Source organism: Enterococcus faecalis, from assembly GCF_029024925.1.
Classification (GTDB): domain Bacteria; phylum Bacillota; class Bacilli; order Lactobacillales; family Enterococcaceae; genus Enterococcus; species Enterococcus faecalis.
Window position 1 is genome coordinate 1,501,592 of the sequence record NZ_CP118962.1, and the last position, 18,066, is coordinate 1,519,657.

Below are 18,066 nucleotides of genomic sequence, written 5' to 3' on the forward strand. Positions count from 1 at the left end.
AAGAACAATTTTCGGAAATTCCTTCTTATTTCTCGGAGTTAAACACTTCTATCCCGACCTCTTCTTTTTATTCCTTAGTGCTAAACGTTTTGGTATCTACCTCTTTTTTAAACAACGCTTTTAGTTCTTTGATAAAGTAGCGACCAATCGGACTGATTTCCCGATTTTTGGGAAAGAGTAAACAAATACGATTTTCCAAGGCTGGCGCCAATGGTACTAACCGAATTTCTTTCTTCGTAAAACCCGTTACGACACCTGAACCAGAAGCATAAGCATTGGTTTCTACCAACAAATTCATTAAAGTTCCACGATCCGTAGTATGAATGACCGATTCCTGTTCAGGAATTTCAACTAAATCTTCAGAAAAATAGGAAAAATTGCTTCCTTCTTGATTAAAGCGAACTTGTGGATAGGGAACTAATTCCTCTAAATGAATTTCTTTTTGCTTGGCTAAAGGATGATGATTTCCTAAAAAAATGTGTGTATTAAAAGTACTAATTACCTCGTAGGCTAGATTAGCTTGTTCTAAATACCGTTCAATACTGACACTATTTTGTTCATTTAAATAAATAATCCCCAACTCACTGTGAAATCCTTTGACGTCTTCAATTACTTTTAAGGTTGTGGTTTCAAAGACACGAAAATCTTTATATTGATCCCCATACTTTTTAAGAACTTTGGCAATTACTTCACCTAAAAAATCGTAATGTTGCGAAGAGATGGAGAATCGTTCGCTGGTCACTGTCTCACGATAGCGATTTTCCAATAACTCCATTTGAACTAAAACTTTCTCTGCTTGTTCTAAAAAAACCATTCCTTCTTCTGTTAAAAAAGCACCCTTATTGGTACGTAAAAAGAGGGAAATCCCTAGTTCTTCTTCTAATTCCCGAATACTATTTGACAAGCTAGGTTGTGTAATAAATAGTTTTTTGGCTGCTTCCCGAAAACTCCCATTGTTAGCTATGGCAGCAACATACTTCATTTGTTGAATATTCAACCCTTTTTCCTCCACACACTAATCATTTGAAAAATAAATCTTACGCCCATTCAACGGCTGAAGGGGCCGATTGTTAAAGGCCAACATACCTTCCTTGATCTTATTTAAAAAGGCTTGATCCATTTTTTGAATGGTATCAAATACAAACCATTTCACTGGACCCTTAGTTGGCGGTGTTGTTAACGAGCCTACATAATGGTAGTGTAGACGCTCCTCTGGTAAAAAGATTGACGGATTAAACCATTGTTGGTGCGTGCCGTTTTCCCAGTCCATCGGATGATTCGCTTCTGAAAAACGATTTTCTTCCTCTGTGATGGTAAACAGGCAACCGACAACTAAATTTTCGCCAGCATCATTCATATGAACCAAATGGAATTCTAGCGGATACTGCTTTCCCGACAGCAAATGTTCGCTAGGCATATGAAAATGGATATCGGTTAAATGATACGCAACATTTTCAAACATTACGTAACTTTCCGTATTTGGTGGTACAAAATGAAACGTATTTTTGAATTCCTTTTCAGTGAATTCTTCTTTTTTATAATGAAACGTAATCTGAGAATTTACTGTCTCAGCACTTTCTTTTTCTAAAGCAATTGGCGATTGATAAGCAAACTTAGCACCTTCTGCAAACCAGTCACATAGCGTATGCCAATGTTCTGGTCCATCGTTGCCTGTATAGCTCCATTCAACGTCCATATTTTTTATTTTTTTCATACACTCTTCCTTCATTTCCACATAGTAATCAGGTAAAACTCATGTTAAAACTCTATCCTAACATCTTTTCTACGTCAAACAAAAGAACTTAGATCATTACGCTCCTCGGCAAATGACCTAAGTTCTCCTACCGTTAAATCTGGTTACTGAAAATGACACTAAAAATCAGACGACAATAACCGTCTTTAGTTCAACGGTTATTTGCCCCAGTTTTCAGGATCTTTTTTCCATTCTTGTAATAAGGTAACATCTTTTTCTTCGATATAATTTGCTTCTAATGCAGCATCAATTAAAGTTGAATAATTGGTTAACGTTAGTAACGTCATCTGTTTATCTGCAAAATTTGCCGTTCCTTTGGGTAACTCATAAGTGAAGATTGCCGCAACACCTAAAACCGTTGCTCCTTCACGTTCCGCCGCTTCTGCCGCTTCTAACACGCTACCGCCTGTTGAAATTAAATCCTCGATAACTACCATTTTTTGTCCTTCAGAAATTCGGCCTTCAATTTGATTCCCTTTGCCGTGATCTTTGGCTTTACTGCGGATATAAACCATTGGTAATCCTAAAATATCGGCTACCCATGCCGCATGTGGAATCCCTGCGGTAGCTGTCCCAGCAATCACTTCGACTTCTGGGAAAGTCTCTTTAATTTTTGCCGCTAAGCCTTCTGCAATTTCTTTACGCACAGCAGGATAACTCATCGTGATACGGTTATCACAATAAATCGGGCTTTTTATGCCACTAGCCCAAGTAAAAGGCTCATTAGGGTTTAAAAATACCGCTTCAATATCTAATAAATCTTTGGCAATCTTTTTTGCTACTTTTGTCATGTTACTTTCCGCTCCAGTCTTTTTTGATTTCTTGATAGGCTTCATAAGGATTTTCTGCTTGGGTAATAGGTCGGCCAACAACGATATATGTGGACCCGATTTCGCGAGCATGTTGCGGCGTAACGACCCGTTGTTGGTCACCTACTGCACTTCCTGCTGGACGAATACCAGGTGTTAAGCAAATAAACGTTTGCTTGGTTGCTTCTTGAATACCACGTGCTTCTAATGCTGAACAAACCACGCCATCCAGACCCGCTTTTTCCGCACATTTAGCATAATGAATGACACTTGTCTCTAAAGGAACGTTGATTAATTGATCATGGTGCATCTCTTCTTCACTAGTAGAAGTCAACTGGGTTACAGCAATTAACTCAGGAACCTTAGCGCCTGGCTGAGTCCCTTTGATTAGACCTTCCTTAGCTGCTTGCATCATTCGAACGCCCCCTGCTGCATGGACATTGGTAATGGCAACGCCTAATTTTGCTAAATTTGTCATAGCTTTTTCCACAGTATTCGGAATATCATGTAATTTTAAATCCAAGAAAACATCGTGTCCTTGTTCTTTAAGCCAGCGAACAATCGCTGGTCCTTCTGCGTAAAAAAGTTCCATCCCCACTTTAACAAACAAGGCTTCTTCCTTAGGAAATTTTTCTAAAAAAACAGCCACTTCTTTTTGCGTGGGAAAATCTAACGCAATAATTGGTCTATCGTGCATTTTGCTGCCCCTCTCTCACTTCTTTAATTAATTGTTCCAACGATTCAATGCCTAACTCTTCCATTCGCTTAGGTAATCCGTCAATCAACTTCGGACAAATGTATGGATCTGTAAAGTTGGCCGTACCAACCCCGACAGCGCTAGCACCTGCCATGAACATTTCCAAGACATCGTCCACTGTTTGAACACCGCCCATTCCAATAATTGGCAACTGAGAAACACTGGCGACTTGTCGGATTAAGCGAATAGCAACAGGTTTAATGGCTGGTCCAGATAGTCCACCAGTTTGATTGGCTAAAATAGGTTTTCTCGTTTTTAAATCAATGCGCATCCCTAGCAATGTATTAATCATAGAAAAACCGTCTGCGCCCCCTGCTTCAATTGCTTGGGCGATCGGCACAATGTCCGTTACGTTTGGTGATAGTTTAACATAAATCGGAACAGAGGCGACTTTTTTGACTGCTTGTGTTAATTGAAAAGCAATGTCTGGATCTGTACCAAAAGCTATGCCGCCATGTTTCACATTAGGACAGGAAATATTCAGTTCAATTGCCTTGACGTTAGGCGCTTGCCCAATTTTTGCGCAAACAGCCACATAGTCCTCTTCGCAAGCACCTGCAACATTTGCGATAATCGGTAAGTTAGGGTATTTTTCTAATTTTGGTAATTTTTCTTGCATAACCACGTCTAAGCCTGGATTCTGCAATCCAATGGCATTTAGCATACCACTGGGTGTTTCAGCTACACGTGGTGTGGGATTTCCATATCGTGCTTGGGGCGTTGTCGCCTTAATCATAATTGAACCTAATTGATCAAGGTCATAATAGTTAGCATATTCTTCCCCGAACCCAAAGCAACCACTGGCGGGAATAATTGGATTTTTTAATGTTAAACCTGGAATTGAAACAGCTAAAGGATTTTTCATCATAAGATAACCTCACTTGCTTTAAAAATCGGACCTTCATCACAGACCTTGACACTTTTTGCTCCAGTAGTGTCTCCTTTTTTATGGCAAACGCAGGCATAGCAAGCCCCAATTCCACAGGCCATCCGTTCTTCTAAAGAAAGGTAAACGTGTGGATGTGTTGGAAATAAAGAATCAATTGCTTTTAACATACCATTCGCACCACAAGCATAAACTGCATCAGGGATCCGTCCTTTTGCTAACGCTTCTGACAATAAACGGCCCACGTTGCCATGAGCGCCAAACGAGCCATCATCTGTGGCAAAATGTGTTTCTCCTAATGCCATAAATTCTTGTTGGTAATAAGCAGCCTCTTTTGATGCATAACCAAGAAAATGAATCACTTTCACGCCTTTTTCATTGAGTTGCTTTGATAATTCATACAATGGGGGAATCCCGATTCCTCCGCCAACGATAAAAGCAGTTTGACCAGCTGCTACGGTAGTTATATCAAAGCCGTTTCCTAAAGGACCTAAAATATCTAATTGTTCACCAGCCTTCATGGTGGCAAACACTTCCGTTCCAGCGCCTTCGACTCGATAAATCAAACGACAGGTTTCGTTCGAATGATCAATTTGGTTGATGCTAATCGGTCGCCGCAAAAGTAAATCTGCACGCGGAACCTTGATATGCACAAACTGTCCAGGTCGTGTCATCTCTTTCACTAACTCGCCTTGTAAGTCTAACTGATAAATCCGTGGCGCTAACTGTTTTTGAGCTACAATGGTCATCATTTCTTGCTTTCTCTGCATCAGTATCCTTCACTCCTTTATTCTCTGATTCCCCTATAAATGATTTTCTATTTCTTCGTAAAAGAATCTGGAACAGTCCTCCTCAGACGATTGTTCCAGATTTTTGCTTAAATGGCTTCTGTCGTAAAGGCTCTTGATTCTAAAACTTTTAAAATCGCATTTGCTGTGTCAAGTGAGGTAAACAATGGAATCCCATGTTCGACTGCTTCCCGACGGATTGAAAACCCATCTTGGTTGGCACTGGAACGATTTTTATCCATGGTATTGATTACCACTTGTGCATTCCCATTGCGAATGACATCCAGCACGGTTTCCCCTTCAGGATTAGAAATTTTCGTCACTTTCTTAACAGGCAACTGATGCTTCGCTAAAAAGTCAGCGGTTCCTTCCGTTGCGACTAAACTATAGCCAATTGCTGAAAAACGCTTAGCAATTTCTAACGCCTCTTCTTTTGTTTCATCAGCAATGGTGAAAAGTACAGCCCCATAACTTGGCAAATGCAAGCCAGATGCTTCAAAGGCTTTATACAAGGCTTTTTCTAAATAATAATCACTACCCATCACTTCCCCAGTTGATTTCATTTCAGGCCCTAAGTACGTATCTACTTTTTGTAGTTTCGTAAAGGAGAATACAGGGGCTTTCACATGAACTTGTTTACTTTCAGGATATAATCCATCTTGATATCCTAGGTCAGTCAGTTTCTCACCAAGAATCGCTTTTGTAGCAACTTGGGCCATCGGAATCCCTGTGATTTTACTTAAGAAAGGAACTGTTCGACTCGCACGAGGATTCACTTCAATCACATAAACACGATTTTCATGAATAACAAATTGAATATTCATCATACCTACACAGTTTAAACCAAGTGCCAGTTTTTTTGTATAATCGGCAATCGTTGCTTGAATTTCTTGAGAAAGATACTGCGGTGGATAAACCGCCATTGAATCGCCAGAATGCACGCCAGCTCGTTCAATATGTTCCATAATCCCTGGAATTAGTACTGTTTCACCATCACAAATGGCATCAACTTCACATTCTTGTCCCAATAAATAGCTATCAACTAAGACAGGATGTTCTGGAGAAGCTTTGACTGCATGTCGCATATAATCTTCCAAATCCTTTTGATTTTCGACAATTTCCATTGCACGACCACCTAAAACATAACTTGGACGCACTAAAACGGGATAGCCGATACGATCAGCAATCACGACTGCTTCTTCTGCACTTGTGGCTGTATCTCCTGGTGGTTGAGGAATCGCTAACTCTTGCAAAGCTTGTTCAAATAAATCACGATTTTCCGCACGATCTAAATCTTCAATCGTTGTTCCAAGAATTTTAACGCCTTGTTTTGTGAGCGGCTCAGCTAAATTAATCGCTGTTTGTCCACCAAATTGGACGATCACGCCAATCGGATTTTCTAAATCAATCACATTCATGACGTCTTCTAAAGTTAATGGCTCAAAGTATAATTTATCAGAAACAGAGAAATCTGTTGAAACTGTTTCAGGATTACTATTCATAATAATTGCCTCATAACCAGCCGCTTGGATCGCTTTGACAGAATGAACCGTTGCATAATCAAACTCGACCCCTTGACCAATGCGAATGGGACCAGAACCTAATACTAGTACAGAAGGCTTTTTCGAAACATTGCTTTCGTTTTCCACTTCATACGTGCTATAAAAATAAGGCGTGTGTGATTCAAACTCTGCAGCACACGTATCCACCATTTTATAGACGGGCACAATTTGATTGGCTCTGCGGAAGTCAGCGATGGCTTGTTCTGTTTGTCCCCAAAGTGCTGCGATTTTCCGATCAGAAAAGCCATTTTGTTTGGCTTCTTTCAAGATAGCTACGTTGTCCACGTGACTTTCAAGGGTCGTTTCAATTTCGATAATGTGTAAAAGTTTATCCAAGAAGAATAAATCAATTTTCGTTAAACTTTGTAATTCTTCGATGCTATATCCTCTACGAATGGCTTCTGATAAGTAGAACAATCGATCATCTTGCGCATGGACCATTTTCTTCGTTAATTCTAAATCACTGACATGACTTAGTTCTGCTAACTCGTTGTGATAAGCACCAATTTCTAAAGAACGAACTGCTTTTAATAAGGATTCTTCAATATTGCGGCCAATTGCCATGACTTCCCCGGTTGCTTTCATTTGCGTTCCTAGTTCTCGAGCACCTTTTTCAAATTTGTCAAAAGGCCAACGAGGAATTTTGGAAACAACATAGTCCAAAGCCGGTTCAAATTCGGCATAAGTGGTTCCAGTAACTGGATTTTTCATTTCATCTAATGTTAAACCAACAGCAATTTTTGCGGCTAACTTCGCAATTGGATACCCTGTGGCTTTACTAGCAAGTGCAGATGAGCGAGAAACACGAGGATTCACTTCAATCACATAATAATTAAAGCTATGCGGGTCCAAAGCTAATTGAACATTACAGCCACCTTCAATTTTTAATGCACGAATAATTTTCAAAGACGCATCTCGCAACATTTGGTATTCATAATCTGATAAGGTTTGACTCGGAGCAAAAACAATCGAATCCCCAGTGTGAATACCGACAGGATCAAAGTTTTCCATGTTACAAACCACAATCGCATTATCGGCCGAATCACGCATCACTTCATATTCAATTTCTTTAAAACCAGCAATACTTTTTTCAATTAAACATTGTGTAACTGGTGATAATTTCAGACCGTTTTCGGCAATCTGACGGAGTTCTTCTTCCGTATCACACATGCCGCCGCCTGTTCCACCTAAAGTAAATGCGGGACGAACGATAATTGGATAGCCAATTCGTTTGGCAAAAGCCACGGCTTGTTCCACCGTATTGACAATTTCACTTTCTGGAATCGGTTGTTCTAATTCTTCCATCAATTGTTTAAATAAATCACGGTCTTCCGCTTGGTCAATCGCACTGAGCTTTGTTCCTAGCAATTCTACATTTAGCTCATCTAAAATTCCTGATTCCGATAATTCCATCGCCATATTTAATCCAGTTTGACCACCTAATGTTGGTAGAAGAGCATCAGGACGTTCTTTTCGCAAAATTCTTGAAACAAATTCTAAAGTAATCGGTTCGATATAAACATGATCCGCGATTTCCTTATCGGTCATAATAGTCGCTGGATTTGAGTTTACTAAGACAACTTCATACCCTTCTTCTTTTAGCGCTAAACAGGCTTGTGTGCCTGCATAGTCAAATTCTGCTGCTTGTCCAATAATGATTGGTCCTGAACCAATCACCATGATTTTCTTGATGTCCGTTCGTTTTGGCATTAGTTTTGCTCCTTCCATGCATCCATTAATTCCATAAATTCGTCAAATAAATGAAGACCATCGTGCGGTCCTGGAGCCGCATCTGGGTGATATTGCACAGTAAAAGCTGGATAATCTCGATGACGCACGCCTTCAACCGTTCCATCATTGACTTCCACGTGGGTCACAAGTAATTTTTCTGGATCAATTGTTGCTTCATCCACGGCATATCCGTGATTTTGTGAAGTGAAATCAATGCGTCCTGTTGCAATTTCTCGTACAGGATGATTCAAACCGCGATGTCCAAACTTCATCTTATACGTATCCGCACCATTTGCTAATGAAAATAACTGATGACCTAAGCAGATGCCGAAAATTGGAACTTTTCCTTGAATTTCTTGAATCATTTCAATAGCTTCAGGCACATCTTTGGGATCTCCAGGCCCATTTGTCAACATGACACCATCGGGACTTAATTCTAAAATCTCTTCGGCCGTTGTATTATAAGGCAACACGGTTAAGTTGCATTGCCGTTTTGATAATTCTCGCAAAATACTATGTTTCAACCCAAAATCAACGACGACTACATTACGCCCAATACCTGGACTTGGATAAGGCTTAGTGGTAGACACTTGTGCCACTTGATTTTTCGGCATGACTGTCGCTTTTAATTGATCAAACGCATGCGGCAAATCATCCACGGCATCAATGATGCTCCCTTTCATTGTTCCAGCTGATCGTAACTTACGAGTCAGCGCACGCGTATCAATTCCTGAAATTCCCGGAATCCCTTTGCGCTTTAAAAATTCATCCAAGGTCATTTGTTGACGCCAATTTGAAGCAACCCGCGCATGCTCTTTAACAATGACACCTTTACAGGTTGGGGCAATGGATTCATAATCATCTCGGTTGACTCCGTAATTTCCAACTAATGGATACGTAAAAGTAATCATTTGTCCATTAAAACTTTGGTCAGTAATTGCTTCTTGGTAACCTGTCATGCCAGTAGTAAAAACAACTTCTCCTACTACATTGCCTTCTGCACCAAACGCTTTTCCTTCAAATACTGTTCCGTCTTCTAAAATCAATAACCTTTTCAAACCTACTGCGCCTCCTCCGACCAAGCTAATGCTCCGTCAACAAATGTCATAAGTGTCTTTCCTTTGACTGTCCACCCTGTAAATGGTGTATTGACAGCCATTGATTCAAATGCTTCTGCATCAATTGGTGCAGCTGTTGCTAAGTCAAAAACTGCAATATCTGCTGGTGCACCAATTGTTAGTGTTCCTGCGTTTAATCCAAAAATTTCTGCCGGTTTCACTGCCATCCAATCAATCACTTGTTCTAATGTGAAAATGCCTGTTTCGACAAAGTTCGTATAAATCAATTGGAAGGCCGTTTCACTACCGACAATACCAAAAGGTGCGTTTAAAAATGATTGTTGTTTTTCTTCTAAACCATGGGGCGCATGGTCGGTAGCAATACAGTCAATCGTGCCATCTAACAAGCCGTCAATCAATGCTTGTCGATCTGCTAAACCACGTAATGGTGGGTTCATTTTCCAAAACCCTTCGTCACCAGGAATATCCTCATCGACTAAAATTAAATGGTGTGGCGAAACTTCGGCTGTTACGTGAATCCCTGCTTTTTTAGCATCCCGAATAACGCGCACGCTTTCTTCTGTTGAAACATGACAAACATGATAATGAACGCCTGTTTCTTTCGCTAAAGTAATATCCCGAGCAATTTGTGAAGCTTCCGTTGCACTTAAAATCCCTGGTAGGCCTAATTTCTTAGAAACTTCTCCTTCATGCATCACACCACCAAATAATAAAGATTCATCTTCCGTGTGCGCAACAAGTGCCATATTTAATGCAGCCGCTTCTTTCATGGCTAAGTACATCGTTCCTGCCGTTTGGACACCAACACCATCATTCGTAAATGCAAAGGCGCCCGCTTCTTTTAAGGCCTTCTGATTGGTTAAAACTTCACTCCGTAGCTCTTCTGTAATGGGGGCATATTGTAAAACTTTCACGACTGCATCTTTTTGAATTAAGTCGTAAACCTCACTTAATTTTTCAGCCGTATCTGGTACTGGATTCAAATTGGGCATTGCGCAAACCGTAGTAAAACCACCGCGAGCAGCAGCTTTACTACCCGTTTTAATCGTTTCTTTATACGTAAAGCCTGGTTCTCTAAAGTGAACATGCACATCCACCAAGCCTGGCGTGATTAGTTGCCCTTTCGCATCAAACACTTGCTCAAAATCTGCTTCGTCAAACGATTCTCCGATTGCGTGAATCACACCATTTTCTAGCCAAAGTGCTGCCTCAATCAATTGATTCTCTTTTTTGATGATTTTTCCATTCTTAATTAACGTCTTCATTTCTCCACCTAGGCCTTTCCATGTAAAATTGCTTCCAAAATTGCCATGCGCATAAAGACTCCGTTACTCATTTGCGCGACGATTCTTGATTGCAGACTTTCCACTAATTCATCTGCCAGTTCAACATCCCGATTGACTGGCGCTGGATGCATAATAATTGCGTGTTTCTGTAAACGAGTTGCCCGTTCGTTGGTTAAACCATATTCCAAATGATAGCCTTCTTTTGAAAAACTTTCCTTACCATCATGACGTTCGTGCTGCACGCGAAGCAACATCATCACATCGACTTTTTCAACAATTTCATCTAATGGCACATATTGTCCATAGACATCAAACTGATGATCGTACCACTCTTCTGGACCTGAAAAATAAATTTCAGCGCCTAAACGGTTTAATAACTGCATATTTGATTTAGCAACGCGAGAATGTGTAATATCTCCCACAATCGCCACTTTCAAGCCTTCAAATCCACCAAATTCTTCATAAATAGTCATCAGATCCAATAAACATTGTGTAGGGTGTTGTCCACTCCCGTCCCCACCGTTAATAATAGAACATTGAATCGTTTTACTTTGAATCAATTCATCGTAATAATTTTCTTTACCATGACGAATGACTGCTACATCTACACCAATTGCCGACATCGTTAGTACTGTGTCGTATAACGTTTCTCCTTTTTGAACAGAACTTCTACTTGCTTCAAACTCAATCACTTCTAAGCCTAATTTTTTCTCAGCTACCTCAAAACTTTTATGTGTTCGAGTACTATTTTCAAAAAACAAGTTTGTTGCAAAATATTGACGTTCTTCTGGGTGCCATTTTGCCCCCTGTTTAAATTCTCCTGCGCGACGGATTAACCCCATGACTTCACGGTCGGTTAAAGCCTCTGCAGTTAAAAGATGTTTTAAACTAATTCGTTCAGATGTAATAATCATTCGTCCAGTCCTCCTACTGTTCTTCGCTACGTGCGTTTTCCGGTAAAATTAAATTCAAAACAATTCCTAAGACGGTTGCTAATGCCATTGAAGACAATTCAAAGGTTCCTACTTTGAAGACTAAGCCACCAATGCCGATGACTAAAATTACTGAAGCAATCAATAAATTCTTTTTCTTATCAAAATTAATCTTATTATCGATTAAGATTTTCAAACCACTTGCGGCAATCACACCGAACAAGACGAAACTAATTCCTGAAATAACTGGTCCTGGGATACTTAGAATCAAGGCACTTAATTTCCCAACAAAGCCTAAAGCTACAGCGAACACCGCGGCTCCACCAATCACGAAGACACTGTGTACTCTTGTAATTGCCAGCACGCCGATATTTTCACCATAACTTGTAACTGGCGGTCCACCAACAAAACCTGCTACAATTTGCGCTAAGCCATCTCCCATTAAAGTTTTAGATAAGCCTGGGTCTTGGAAAAAGTTGCGCTTGGTTAATTTATTCAAGACCATTAAATGACCAATATGTTCTGTCATTGTTACAAAAGCAATTGGTGCCATTGTTGTAATGGCATTTAAATACAATTTCGGTTGGTATTGAACAAAAGGTACTTCAAAATTCGGTAAAGCAAACCACGCAGCTTCTTTAATAGGGGTTAAGTCAATAATTCCGAAAGCTAAAGCGACTAGGTACCCACTGACAATTCCCAAAAGAATTGGAATTAATCCTAGGAAGCCTTTGAAAAACATGTTGTAAAAAATGGTTAAGCCTAAAGTAATTAAGGCTACGGCAATATATTTAAAATCATAAACGTTGTTGTTATACATTGCGTTATTTGCGGCATTAGCTGCCAAGCCTAAACCGATAACCATCACGACAGGTCCTACAACGATAGGCGGTAAAATTTTATCCAACCAGTCGGAACCAATTTTTTTAATGATTAATGAAACGATTAGGTATACCAAGCCGGTTGTCATAGCACCTTGGGCAATGGCTGGATAACCATCACTCTTCATTAACATCTGCATCGCTGCAATAAAAGCAAAGCTACTGCCAAGATAGGCGGGGATTTTTCCTTTTGTAGTAATCAGATAGACCATTGTTCCTAATCCTGAACTGACTAACGCAATCCCTGGGTCAATTCCTACTAAGATTGGTACTAAAACCGTTGCACCAAACATCGTAAATAAATGTTGTAAACTTAGGCCAACCCAGTGAAAAGCTTGCGGTCTGTCTTTAATATCTAAGACTGCATCCTCATTTCGAAATTCTTTTTCTGACAACGTTGTTCACTCCTTTTTATTCGTTTCCTTTACTGATCATAATACGATCTGCGCCGTCACGCTCTTCCATTTCCACAATAATTTCCTCAGTTTTTGATGTTGGAATATTTTTTCCTACATAATCGGCACGAATCGGTAGTTCCCGATGCCCACGATCTACTAAGACTGCTAAAGAGATTTTTCTCGGACGACCTAAATCCATAACAGCGTCCATCGCAGCACGAATGGTCCGGCCCGTGTACAAGACATCATCCACTAAAATAACTTCTTTACCTTCAATTGAGACTGGTACGTCAGAAGAATGTAATTCAGGTTCCTCCATATCTTTCACATCATCACGATACAAAGTAATATCTAATTCACCAACTGGCACGTCAATATCTTCTAATTGTTTTAAGCGTTCGGCTAGACGTTGTGCAATGTATATCCCACGCGTTTTAATTCCTACTAAAACAATGTCTTGAATTCCTTTGTTTCTTTCAATAATTTCATACGAGATTCGAGTAAGCGCTCGTTTCATTGTGACTGCGTCAACAACTTCTTTCTTTGGCATAATAATTTCCTCCTCATTTCTTTTTTATCTACGTCCTCGCTGTCTTGGGGTCAGCGATTCTTCCTTCAATTGAGCAGCTGAAAAATAAGTGGATTTTTATTGAAATTGTCCTGTTATTTTTTCCAACAAAAAATCCTCCTACCCGTATGAGGATAGGAGGATGTTGGTTACAGTTTAAAAAGGTACAAGGGTACCATGTAGCCCACACAACTTACTAACTAAGCGCACCTAGTGTTCTTTTGCATGATTCCTTCTTAGCCTCACGGGACTAAACTTAAAGGTTACAGTTATTTAGTTATTTTTCTTCTTAAAAAAGAGTTTACCTCTTCTTCAGAAAAAAATCAATGATTATTTCTTAATTGGTGTAAAGTTTTTTCAAAAACTTCTGGTAAAGGTGCTTCAAAGACTAATTGTTCACCTGTAGTAGGATGTGTAAAGCCTAATAACTTCGCATGTAAAAATTGTCCATTGCCAGGCAATGTTTTTTTCGGTCCATATAATGGATCTCCAGCTAATGGATAACCGATATATTTCATGTGAACACGGATTTGATGTGTCCGGCCTGTTTCTAGTTGTAATTCAACTAAGGTAAATGCATCAAAACGCTCTAAAACAGTAAAATGCGTGACTGCTTCTTTACCGCCTTCAATGACCGCTTGCATTTTGCGGTCAACCTTGGAACGACCAATAGGCGCATTTATTTCTCCCTTATCGTGAGGAATAACACCGTGGACCAAGGCAACGTATTTGCGTAACGATGTTTTTTCTTTTAGCTGTTTCGCTAATGATTCATGGGCTTGATCATTTTTAGCCACCATCAATAGCCCCGAAGTATCTTTATCAATTCGATGAACAATTCCTGGTCGCACCACATCATTAATCGCCGATAAGTGATCCGCATGATGAAGTAACGCGTTCACTAATGTACCCTTGGGATGCCCTGCCGAAGGATGAACAACCATGCCTTGAGGTTTGTTGACGACAATCACATCATTGTCTTCATAAACAATGGTCAAAGGAATATCCTCTGCTACCATATCTAGAGCTTCTGGTTCAGGAATTGTTACAACAATTTCATCGCCTGCTGTAACTTTGTAATTTGCGCGGACCGTTTCACCATTAACTGTTACGTGTTTTTCTTTTAACCATTGTTGAATTTGCGAGCGGGAATGATTGGGTAAATGTTCACTTAATACTTTGTCAATCCGGCCTTTTTCTGTTTGAATCGTTACGTTAATTTGTTCCATTTTTGCCTTCCTTTGCTGCTTTTTCATCTAAAATCAAATAAATAAATATACAAATAACGCCGACCACTAACGTACTATCTGCAACATTAAAAATAGGAAAATTCATAAAATCCGTTTGGAGCATGTCCACCACGTAGCCTAAACGTACACGATCAATAAAATTCCCAATGGCACCTGCTAAGACAAAAGATAAACCTACAGAATACCAGATACTTTTTTTATAATTCTTAATTAATAAATAAATAATCACGACACTAACAATTACTGTGATGACATAAAAGAATATCATCTTTCCTTCTAATAAGCTCCAAGCGGCTCCGGTATTTCTTAAATGGGTCAGCGACAAAAATCCAGGAATGAATTCTTTTGTTTCACCCAAAGAAATGTTTTGGACCGTCAAATATTTGCTCCATTGGTCAAGCCCTACTAATAAGGCACTGATTAAAAAATATACTACTAACAATCGCGTCATTCCTTTTCTCTATGAATACTTGCTAAATCTCTTGGTCGAACAATGCCTACTAACTCACCATTAGGATGGCCACTTTTACTAATAAGCACAGCTTCTAAGCGTGGCTGCTCCCGAAACATTTGTTCAACTTCAAAAACGGTTGCTTCAATTGAAACAAATTGATAGTTGCTGCGTTTATAATTTGATGCCAACAATTCTCGCACCGTTCGGTTGGCAATGTGAACTTCGCCTTTGGTGCTCTCAATGGCAAACCATACACCAATCCCTCGAACCGTGATTAATCCTTTAAATACACCTTTTTCATAAATCGGAAATTGGGAATATTGTTTTTTTGCAATAATCGTTAATAACGTTTCTAAAGAAGTGGTGATTTCAAAAGCTGTAACACGTTTCGCAAATTTAGGCACTACTTTTTCTGGTTTTGTTAAAGCTTGTTCAATCGTTTCAATTCGTTGAACTGCCCATTCGTTTGGCTCTGCAATTACAAAATCATCAGCAATTCGCTCATGAACGATGGCATTTCTTAACTGAGCCATTTGAAGCAAATCCTCTTCAAATTGAGCAATCTGTCCTTTTTCTTTTCGGGAAAGACGTCTTGTCATTTCACTGAATCCCATATTGACAGGATTGTTCAGTCTCTCTCTCATCCACTTTTCAATGCGATTAAAGTGTGCTAAAAATGTATCTGCTCGTTCCCCCATAGTCGTTGCTCCTTATAATAAACTACGCAATAAATTTCCGTCATTATTTTTTATTGAGCTACTTTCAAGTATATACTAAAAATAGGTCTAAGGAAAGAGCGGCTTTAAAAGAGACCGCTCGCTTGACCCGTTTCGTCCACATCCATATTTAACGCAGCAGGAACTTTCGGCAAGCCAGGCATCGTTAAAATGTCACCCGTTAACGCCACGATAAACCCTGCACCGATTTTTGGAACTAGTTCACGAATTGTAATCGTAAATCCTTCTGGCCGTCCTAATTTTTGAGGATCGTCAGAAAGTGAATACTGTGTCTTCGCCATGCAAATTGGTAATTGATCCCAACCATTTTTTGTAAAATCTGCGATTTGTTTTTGCGCTTTCGGAGAAAAAATCGCCTGTTCCCCGCCGTAAATCGTTTGTACAATGGCTTGAATTTTTTCTTCAATTGTTTGGCGAGGGTTATATAAAGGTTGAAACTGCTTTGTATTGGCTTCAATCTCTGCTACTACTGTTTTCGCTAGATTCGTGCCACCTGCGCCACCTTGCGCCCAAACACTTGTTAACTCGACGGGCACGCCTAACGCTTGGCAGGCTTCTTTCAACAGTTGAATTTCCTTCTCTGTATCCTGTGTAAATTCATTAATTGCAACAACTACTGGTACATCATAACGTTGCATGTTTTGAATATGTTTTTCTAAGTTGGTAAAGCCTTTTTGTAACGCTGGTAAATTTTCTTCTGCTAACTGATCTTTCGCCAAACCGCCATGCATTTTCAACGCGCGAATCGTTGCCACAATCACAACGGCATCGGGTGCTTTTCCTAAAGAAGGTACTTTAATATCTAAAAATTTTTCGCCACCCAAGTCGCCACCAAAACCTGCTTCTGTTACGACATAATCCCCTAGATGCAAAGCTGTTTTTGTCGCTAAAATACTGTTACATCCATGAGCGATATTGGCAAAAGGACCACCGTGAACAAAAGCTGGAGTTCCTTCAATCGTTTGAACTAAATTAGGTTTTAAGGCGTCTTTTAATAATAAAGTCAGGGCACCTGCCACGTTTAAATCTTTAACCGTCACCGGCTCTCTTTGGTCATTATAGGCGACAATAATCCGACTTAAGCGTTCTTTTAAGTCCGTTAAATTTTGCGCTAAACAAAGAATCGCCATAATTTCGCTCGCCACAGTAATATCGAAACCGTCTTCTCTTGGTACACCTTGGAAAGGACCGCCTAAACCAACAACGACCTGTCTGAGCGCACGATCATTTAGATCCACTGCCCGTTTCCAAATCACCCGTCGAAAATCAATCTTTAATTCATTTCCTTGCTGTAAATGATTATCTAGTAACGCAGCTAAGGCATTATTGGCTGTCGTAATCGCATGCATATCACCAGTAAAATGCAAATTAATTTCTTCCATTGGTAATACTTGTGCGTAACCACCACCTGTTGCGCCACCTTTAATCCCCATCACAGGACCTAATGATGGTTCTCTTAGGGCAATAACTGTTTTTTTATTGATTTGATTTAATGCATCTCCTAAACCAATGGTCACGGTTGACTTTCCTTCTCCTGCTGGTGTTGGATTAATCGATGTAACGAGGATTAATTTACCTTCTGGTTGCGCTTCTAAGGATTGAAGCGTTGGAAAATCTATTTTCGCTTTGTATTTTCCATAAAGTTCGAGCGAATCTTCTGAAAGACCGATTGTTTCGGCAATCTCTTGAATAGGTTTTAATGTTGCTGCTTGTGCAATGTTAATATCTGTCTTCATAACGGACCCCTTTTCAATTCTTTATCGTCTTTGTGACACATTGTTTCTTTTAAATTATAGCTTGTATTGAATAGAATGGCTAGAATAACCTTTTTTAAACAACCCAACCATTGACGTTTGGTAGCCTTTTCTCGTATAATGAAAGTGTCTTTACAAATCTAAAAGGAGCGTGAATTGGATGCAAAAAGGAATTGTCAAATGGTTCGATAACAGAAAAGGTTATGGTTTTATCGTTTACAACGAAGAAGATGAGATTTTTGTCCACTTCACTGCTATAGAAGGTGACGGATTCAAATCACTTGATGAGAATCAATCTGTAGAGTTCGAGATAATGGAAGGCAATCGTGGGCTACAAGCAGCACATGTCAAAAAAATAGATAACTAAAAAAGCTGAACCAACAACGCTTTGCTCCAAAAAGTAAGTAAACGTAGCGTTTGTTTCAGCTGATTATTTTAAGA

17 protein-coding genes are annotated in these 18,066 nt (G+C 39.6%); 1 reads left to right on the plus strand and 16 read right to left on the minus strand.

Annotated features, from left to right (window positions below; all coding sequences use genetic code 11):
• Positions 1–67 precede the first annotated feature (67 nt).
• From PYW42_RS07380 to PYW42_RS07455, 16 genes are all read right to left on the minus strand, one after another.
• On the minus strand, positions 68–997 hold the full coding sequence (locus tag PYW42_RS07380) for a LysR family transcriptional regulator (protein WP_002361904.1): 930 nt from the start codon (positions 995–997) through the stop codon (positions 68–70).
• An 18-nt stretch (positions 998–1,015) separates the two neighbouring features.
• On the minus strand, positions 1,016–1,729 hold the full coding sequence (locus PYW42_RS07385; protein ID WP_002382382.1) for a carbonic anhydrase: 714 nt from the start codon (positions 1,727–1,729) through the stop codon (positions 1,016–1,018).
• A gap of 182 nt (positions 1,730–1,911) precedes the next feature.
• A complete protein-coding gene (gene pyrE, locus PYW42_RS07390; RefSeq protein WP_002357418.1) occupies positions 1,912–2,544 on the minus strand; it encodes an orotate phosphoribosyltransferase in 633 nt (210 codons plus the stop codon).
• A gap of 1 nt (position 2,545) precedes the next feature.
• Positions 2,546–3,259, minus strand: a complete 714-nt coding sequence (gene pyrF / locus PYW42_RS07395) for an orotidine-5'-phosphate decarboxylase (RefSeq protein ID WP_002357417.1) — start codon at positions 3,257–3,259, stop codon at positions 2,546–2,548.
• Positions 3,249–4,187 carry a dihydroorotate dehydrogenase gene (locus PYW42_RS07400; RefSeq protein WP_002364039.1) on the minus strand — a complete coding sequence of 313 codons (939 nt, stop codon included), beginning with the start codon at positions 4,185–4,187 and terminating at the stop codon, positions 3,249–3,251. Before PYW42_RS07400 ends, pyrF begins: the two co-directional genes overlap by 11 nt.
• On the minus strand, positions 4,184–4,975 hold the full coding sequence (locus PYW42_RS07405) for a dihydroorotate dehydrogenase electron transfer subunit (RefSeq protein ID WP_002364040.1): 792 nt from the start codon (positions 4,973–4,975) through the stop codon (positions 4,184–4,186). Before PYW42_RS07405 ends, PYW42_RS07400 begins: the two co-directional genes overlap by 4 nt.
• A 107-nt stretch (positions 4,976–5,082) precedes the next feature.
• Positions 5,083–8,265 carry a carbamoyl-phosphate synthase large subunit gene (gene carB, locus PYW42_RS07410; protein ID WP_002389195.1) on the minus strand — a complete coding sequence of 1,061 codons (3,183 nt, stop codon included), beginning with the start codon at positions 8,263–8,265 and terminating at the stop codon, positions 5,083–5,085.
• Entirely contained in the window at positions 8,265–9,344 is a 1,080-nt protein-coding gene (locus tag PYW42_RS07415; protein ID WP_002364043.1) for a carbamoyl phosphate synthase small subunit, read from the minus strand. The genes carB and PYW42_RS07415 overlap by 1 nt, the downstream gene beginning before the upstream one ends.
• 2 nt (positions 9,345–9,346) lie before the next feature.
• Entirely contained in the window at positions 9,347–10,630 is a 1,284-nt protein-coding gene (locus tag PYW42_RS07420) for a dihydroorotase (RefSeq protein WP_002364044.1), read from the minus strand.
• Positions 10,631–10,638: 8 nt separating this feature from the next.
• Positions 10,639–11,565 (minus strand): aspartate carbamoyltransferase catalytic subunit, encoded by a 927-nt coding sequence (locus tag PYW42_RS07425; protein ID WP_002357411.1) that lies wholly within the window; start codon positions 11,563–11,565, stop codon positions 10,639–10,641.
• Between the two features lie 13 nt (positions 11,566–11,578).
• Positions 11,579–12,859, minus strand: coding sequence for a solute carrier family 23 protein (locus PYW42_RS07430; protein ID WP_002364045.1), 1,281 nt, complete (start codon positions 12,857–12,859; stop codon positions 11,579–11,581).
• Between the two features lie 16 nt (positions 12,860–12,875).
• Positions 12,876–13,415, minus strand: coding sequence for a bifunctional pyr operon transcriptional regulator/uracil phosphoribosyltransferase PyrR (pyrR, locus tag PYW42_RS07435; RefSeq protein WP_301280621.1), 540 nt, complete (start codon positions 13,413–13,415; stop codon positions 12,876–12,878).
• Positions 13,416–13,753: 338 nt separating this feature from the next.
• Complete coding sequence (locus tag PYW42_RS07440) at positions 13,754–14,659, minus strand: RluA family pseudouridine synthase (RefSeq protein WP_002364047.1); 906 nt, start codon at positions 14,657–14,659, stop codon at positions 13,754–13,756.
• Positions 14,646–15,122 (minus strand): signal peptidase II, encoded by a 477-nt coding sequence (lspA, locus tag PYW42_RS07445; RefSeq protein WP_002360174.1) that lies wholly within the window; start codon positions 15,120–15,122, stop codon positions 14,646–14,648. Before lspA ends, PYW42_RS07440 begins: the two co-directional genes overlap by 14 nt.
• A 5-nt stretch (positions 15,123–15,127) precedes the next feature.
• Entirely contained in the window at positions 15,128–15,832 is a 705-nt protein-coding gene (locus PYW42_RS07450; protein ID WP_002360173.1) for a CBS domain-containing protein, read from the minus strand.
• Positions 15,833–15,936: 104 nt separating this feature from the next.
• Positions 15,937–17,607: a formate--tetrahydrofolate ligase gene (locus tag PYW42_RS07455; protein ID WP_002364049.1), complete on the minus strand. Its 1,671-nt coding sequence runs from the start codon at positions 17,605–17,607 to the stop codon at positions 15,937–15,939.
• Positions 17,608–17,785: 178 nt separating this feature from the next.
• On the opposite strand from PYW42_RS07455, the gene PYW42_RS07460 reads away from it, so the two are divergent.
• The gene (locus tag PYW42_RS07460; protein ID WP_002357404.1) at positions 17,786–17,992 is read left to right on the plus strand and encodes a cold-shock protein; all 207 of its coding nucleotides are present in this window, start codon (positions 17,786–17,788) and stop codon (positions 17,990–17,992) included.
• Positions 17,993–18,066: the final 74 nt, after the last annotated feature.

Coding starts and splice junctions, on each gene's coding strand:
- PYW42_RS07455 (WP_002364049.1), bottom strand. CDS start 17,607: ATGAAGACAGATATTAACATTGCACAAGCAGCAACATTAAAACCTATT.
- PYW42_RS07450 (WP_002360173.1), bottom strand. CDS start 15,832: ATGGGGGAACGAGCAGATACATTTTTAGCACACTTTAATCGCATTGAA.
- pyrE (WP_002357418.1), bottom strand. CDS start 2,544: ATGACAAAAGTAGCAAAAAAGATTGCCAAAGATTTATTAGATATTGAA.
- PYW42_RS07440 (WP_002364047.1), bottom strand. CDS start 14,659: ATGGAACAAATTAACGTAACGATTCAAACAGAAAAAGGCCGGATTGAC.
- PYW42_RS07425 (WP_002357411.1), bottom strand. CDS start 11,565: ATGATTATTACATCTGAACGAATTAGTTTAAAACATCTTTTAACTGCA.
- pyrF (WP_002357417.1), bottom strand. CDS start 3,259: ATGCACGATAGACCAATTATTGCGTTAGATTTTCCCACGCAAAAAGAA.
- PYW42_RS07385 (WP_002382382.1), bottom strand. CDS start 1,729: ATGAAGGAAGAGTGTATGAAAAAAATAAAAAATATGGACGTTGAATGG.
- carB (WP_002389195.1), bottom strand. CDS start 8,265: ATGCCAAAACGAACGGACATCAAGAAAATCATGGTGATTGGTTCAGGA.
- PYW42_RS07420 (WP_002364044.1), bottom strand. CDS start 10,630: ATGAAGACGTTAATTAAGAATGGAAAAATCATCAAAAAAGAGAATCAA.
- PYW42_RS07400 (WP_002364039.1), bottom strand. CDS start 4,187: ATGATGAAAAATCCTTTAGCTGTTTCAATTCCAGGTTTAACATTAAAA.
- PYW42_RS07405 (WP_002364040.1), bottom strand. CDS start 4,975: ATGCAGAGAAAGCAAGAAATGATGACCATTGTAGCTCAAAAACAGTTA.
- PYW42_RS07460 (WP_002357404.1), top strand. CDS start 17,786: ATGCAAAAAGGAATTGTCAAATGGTTCGATAACAGAAAAGGTTATGGT.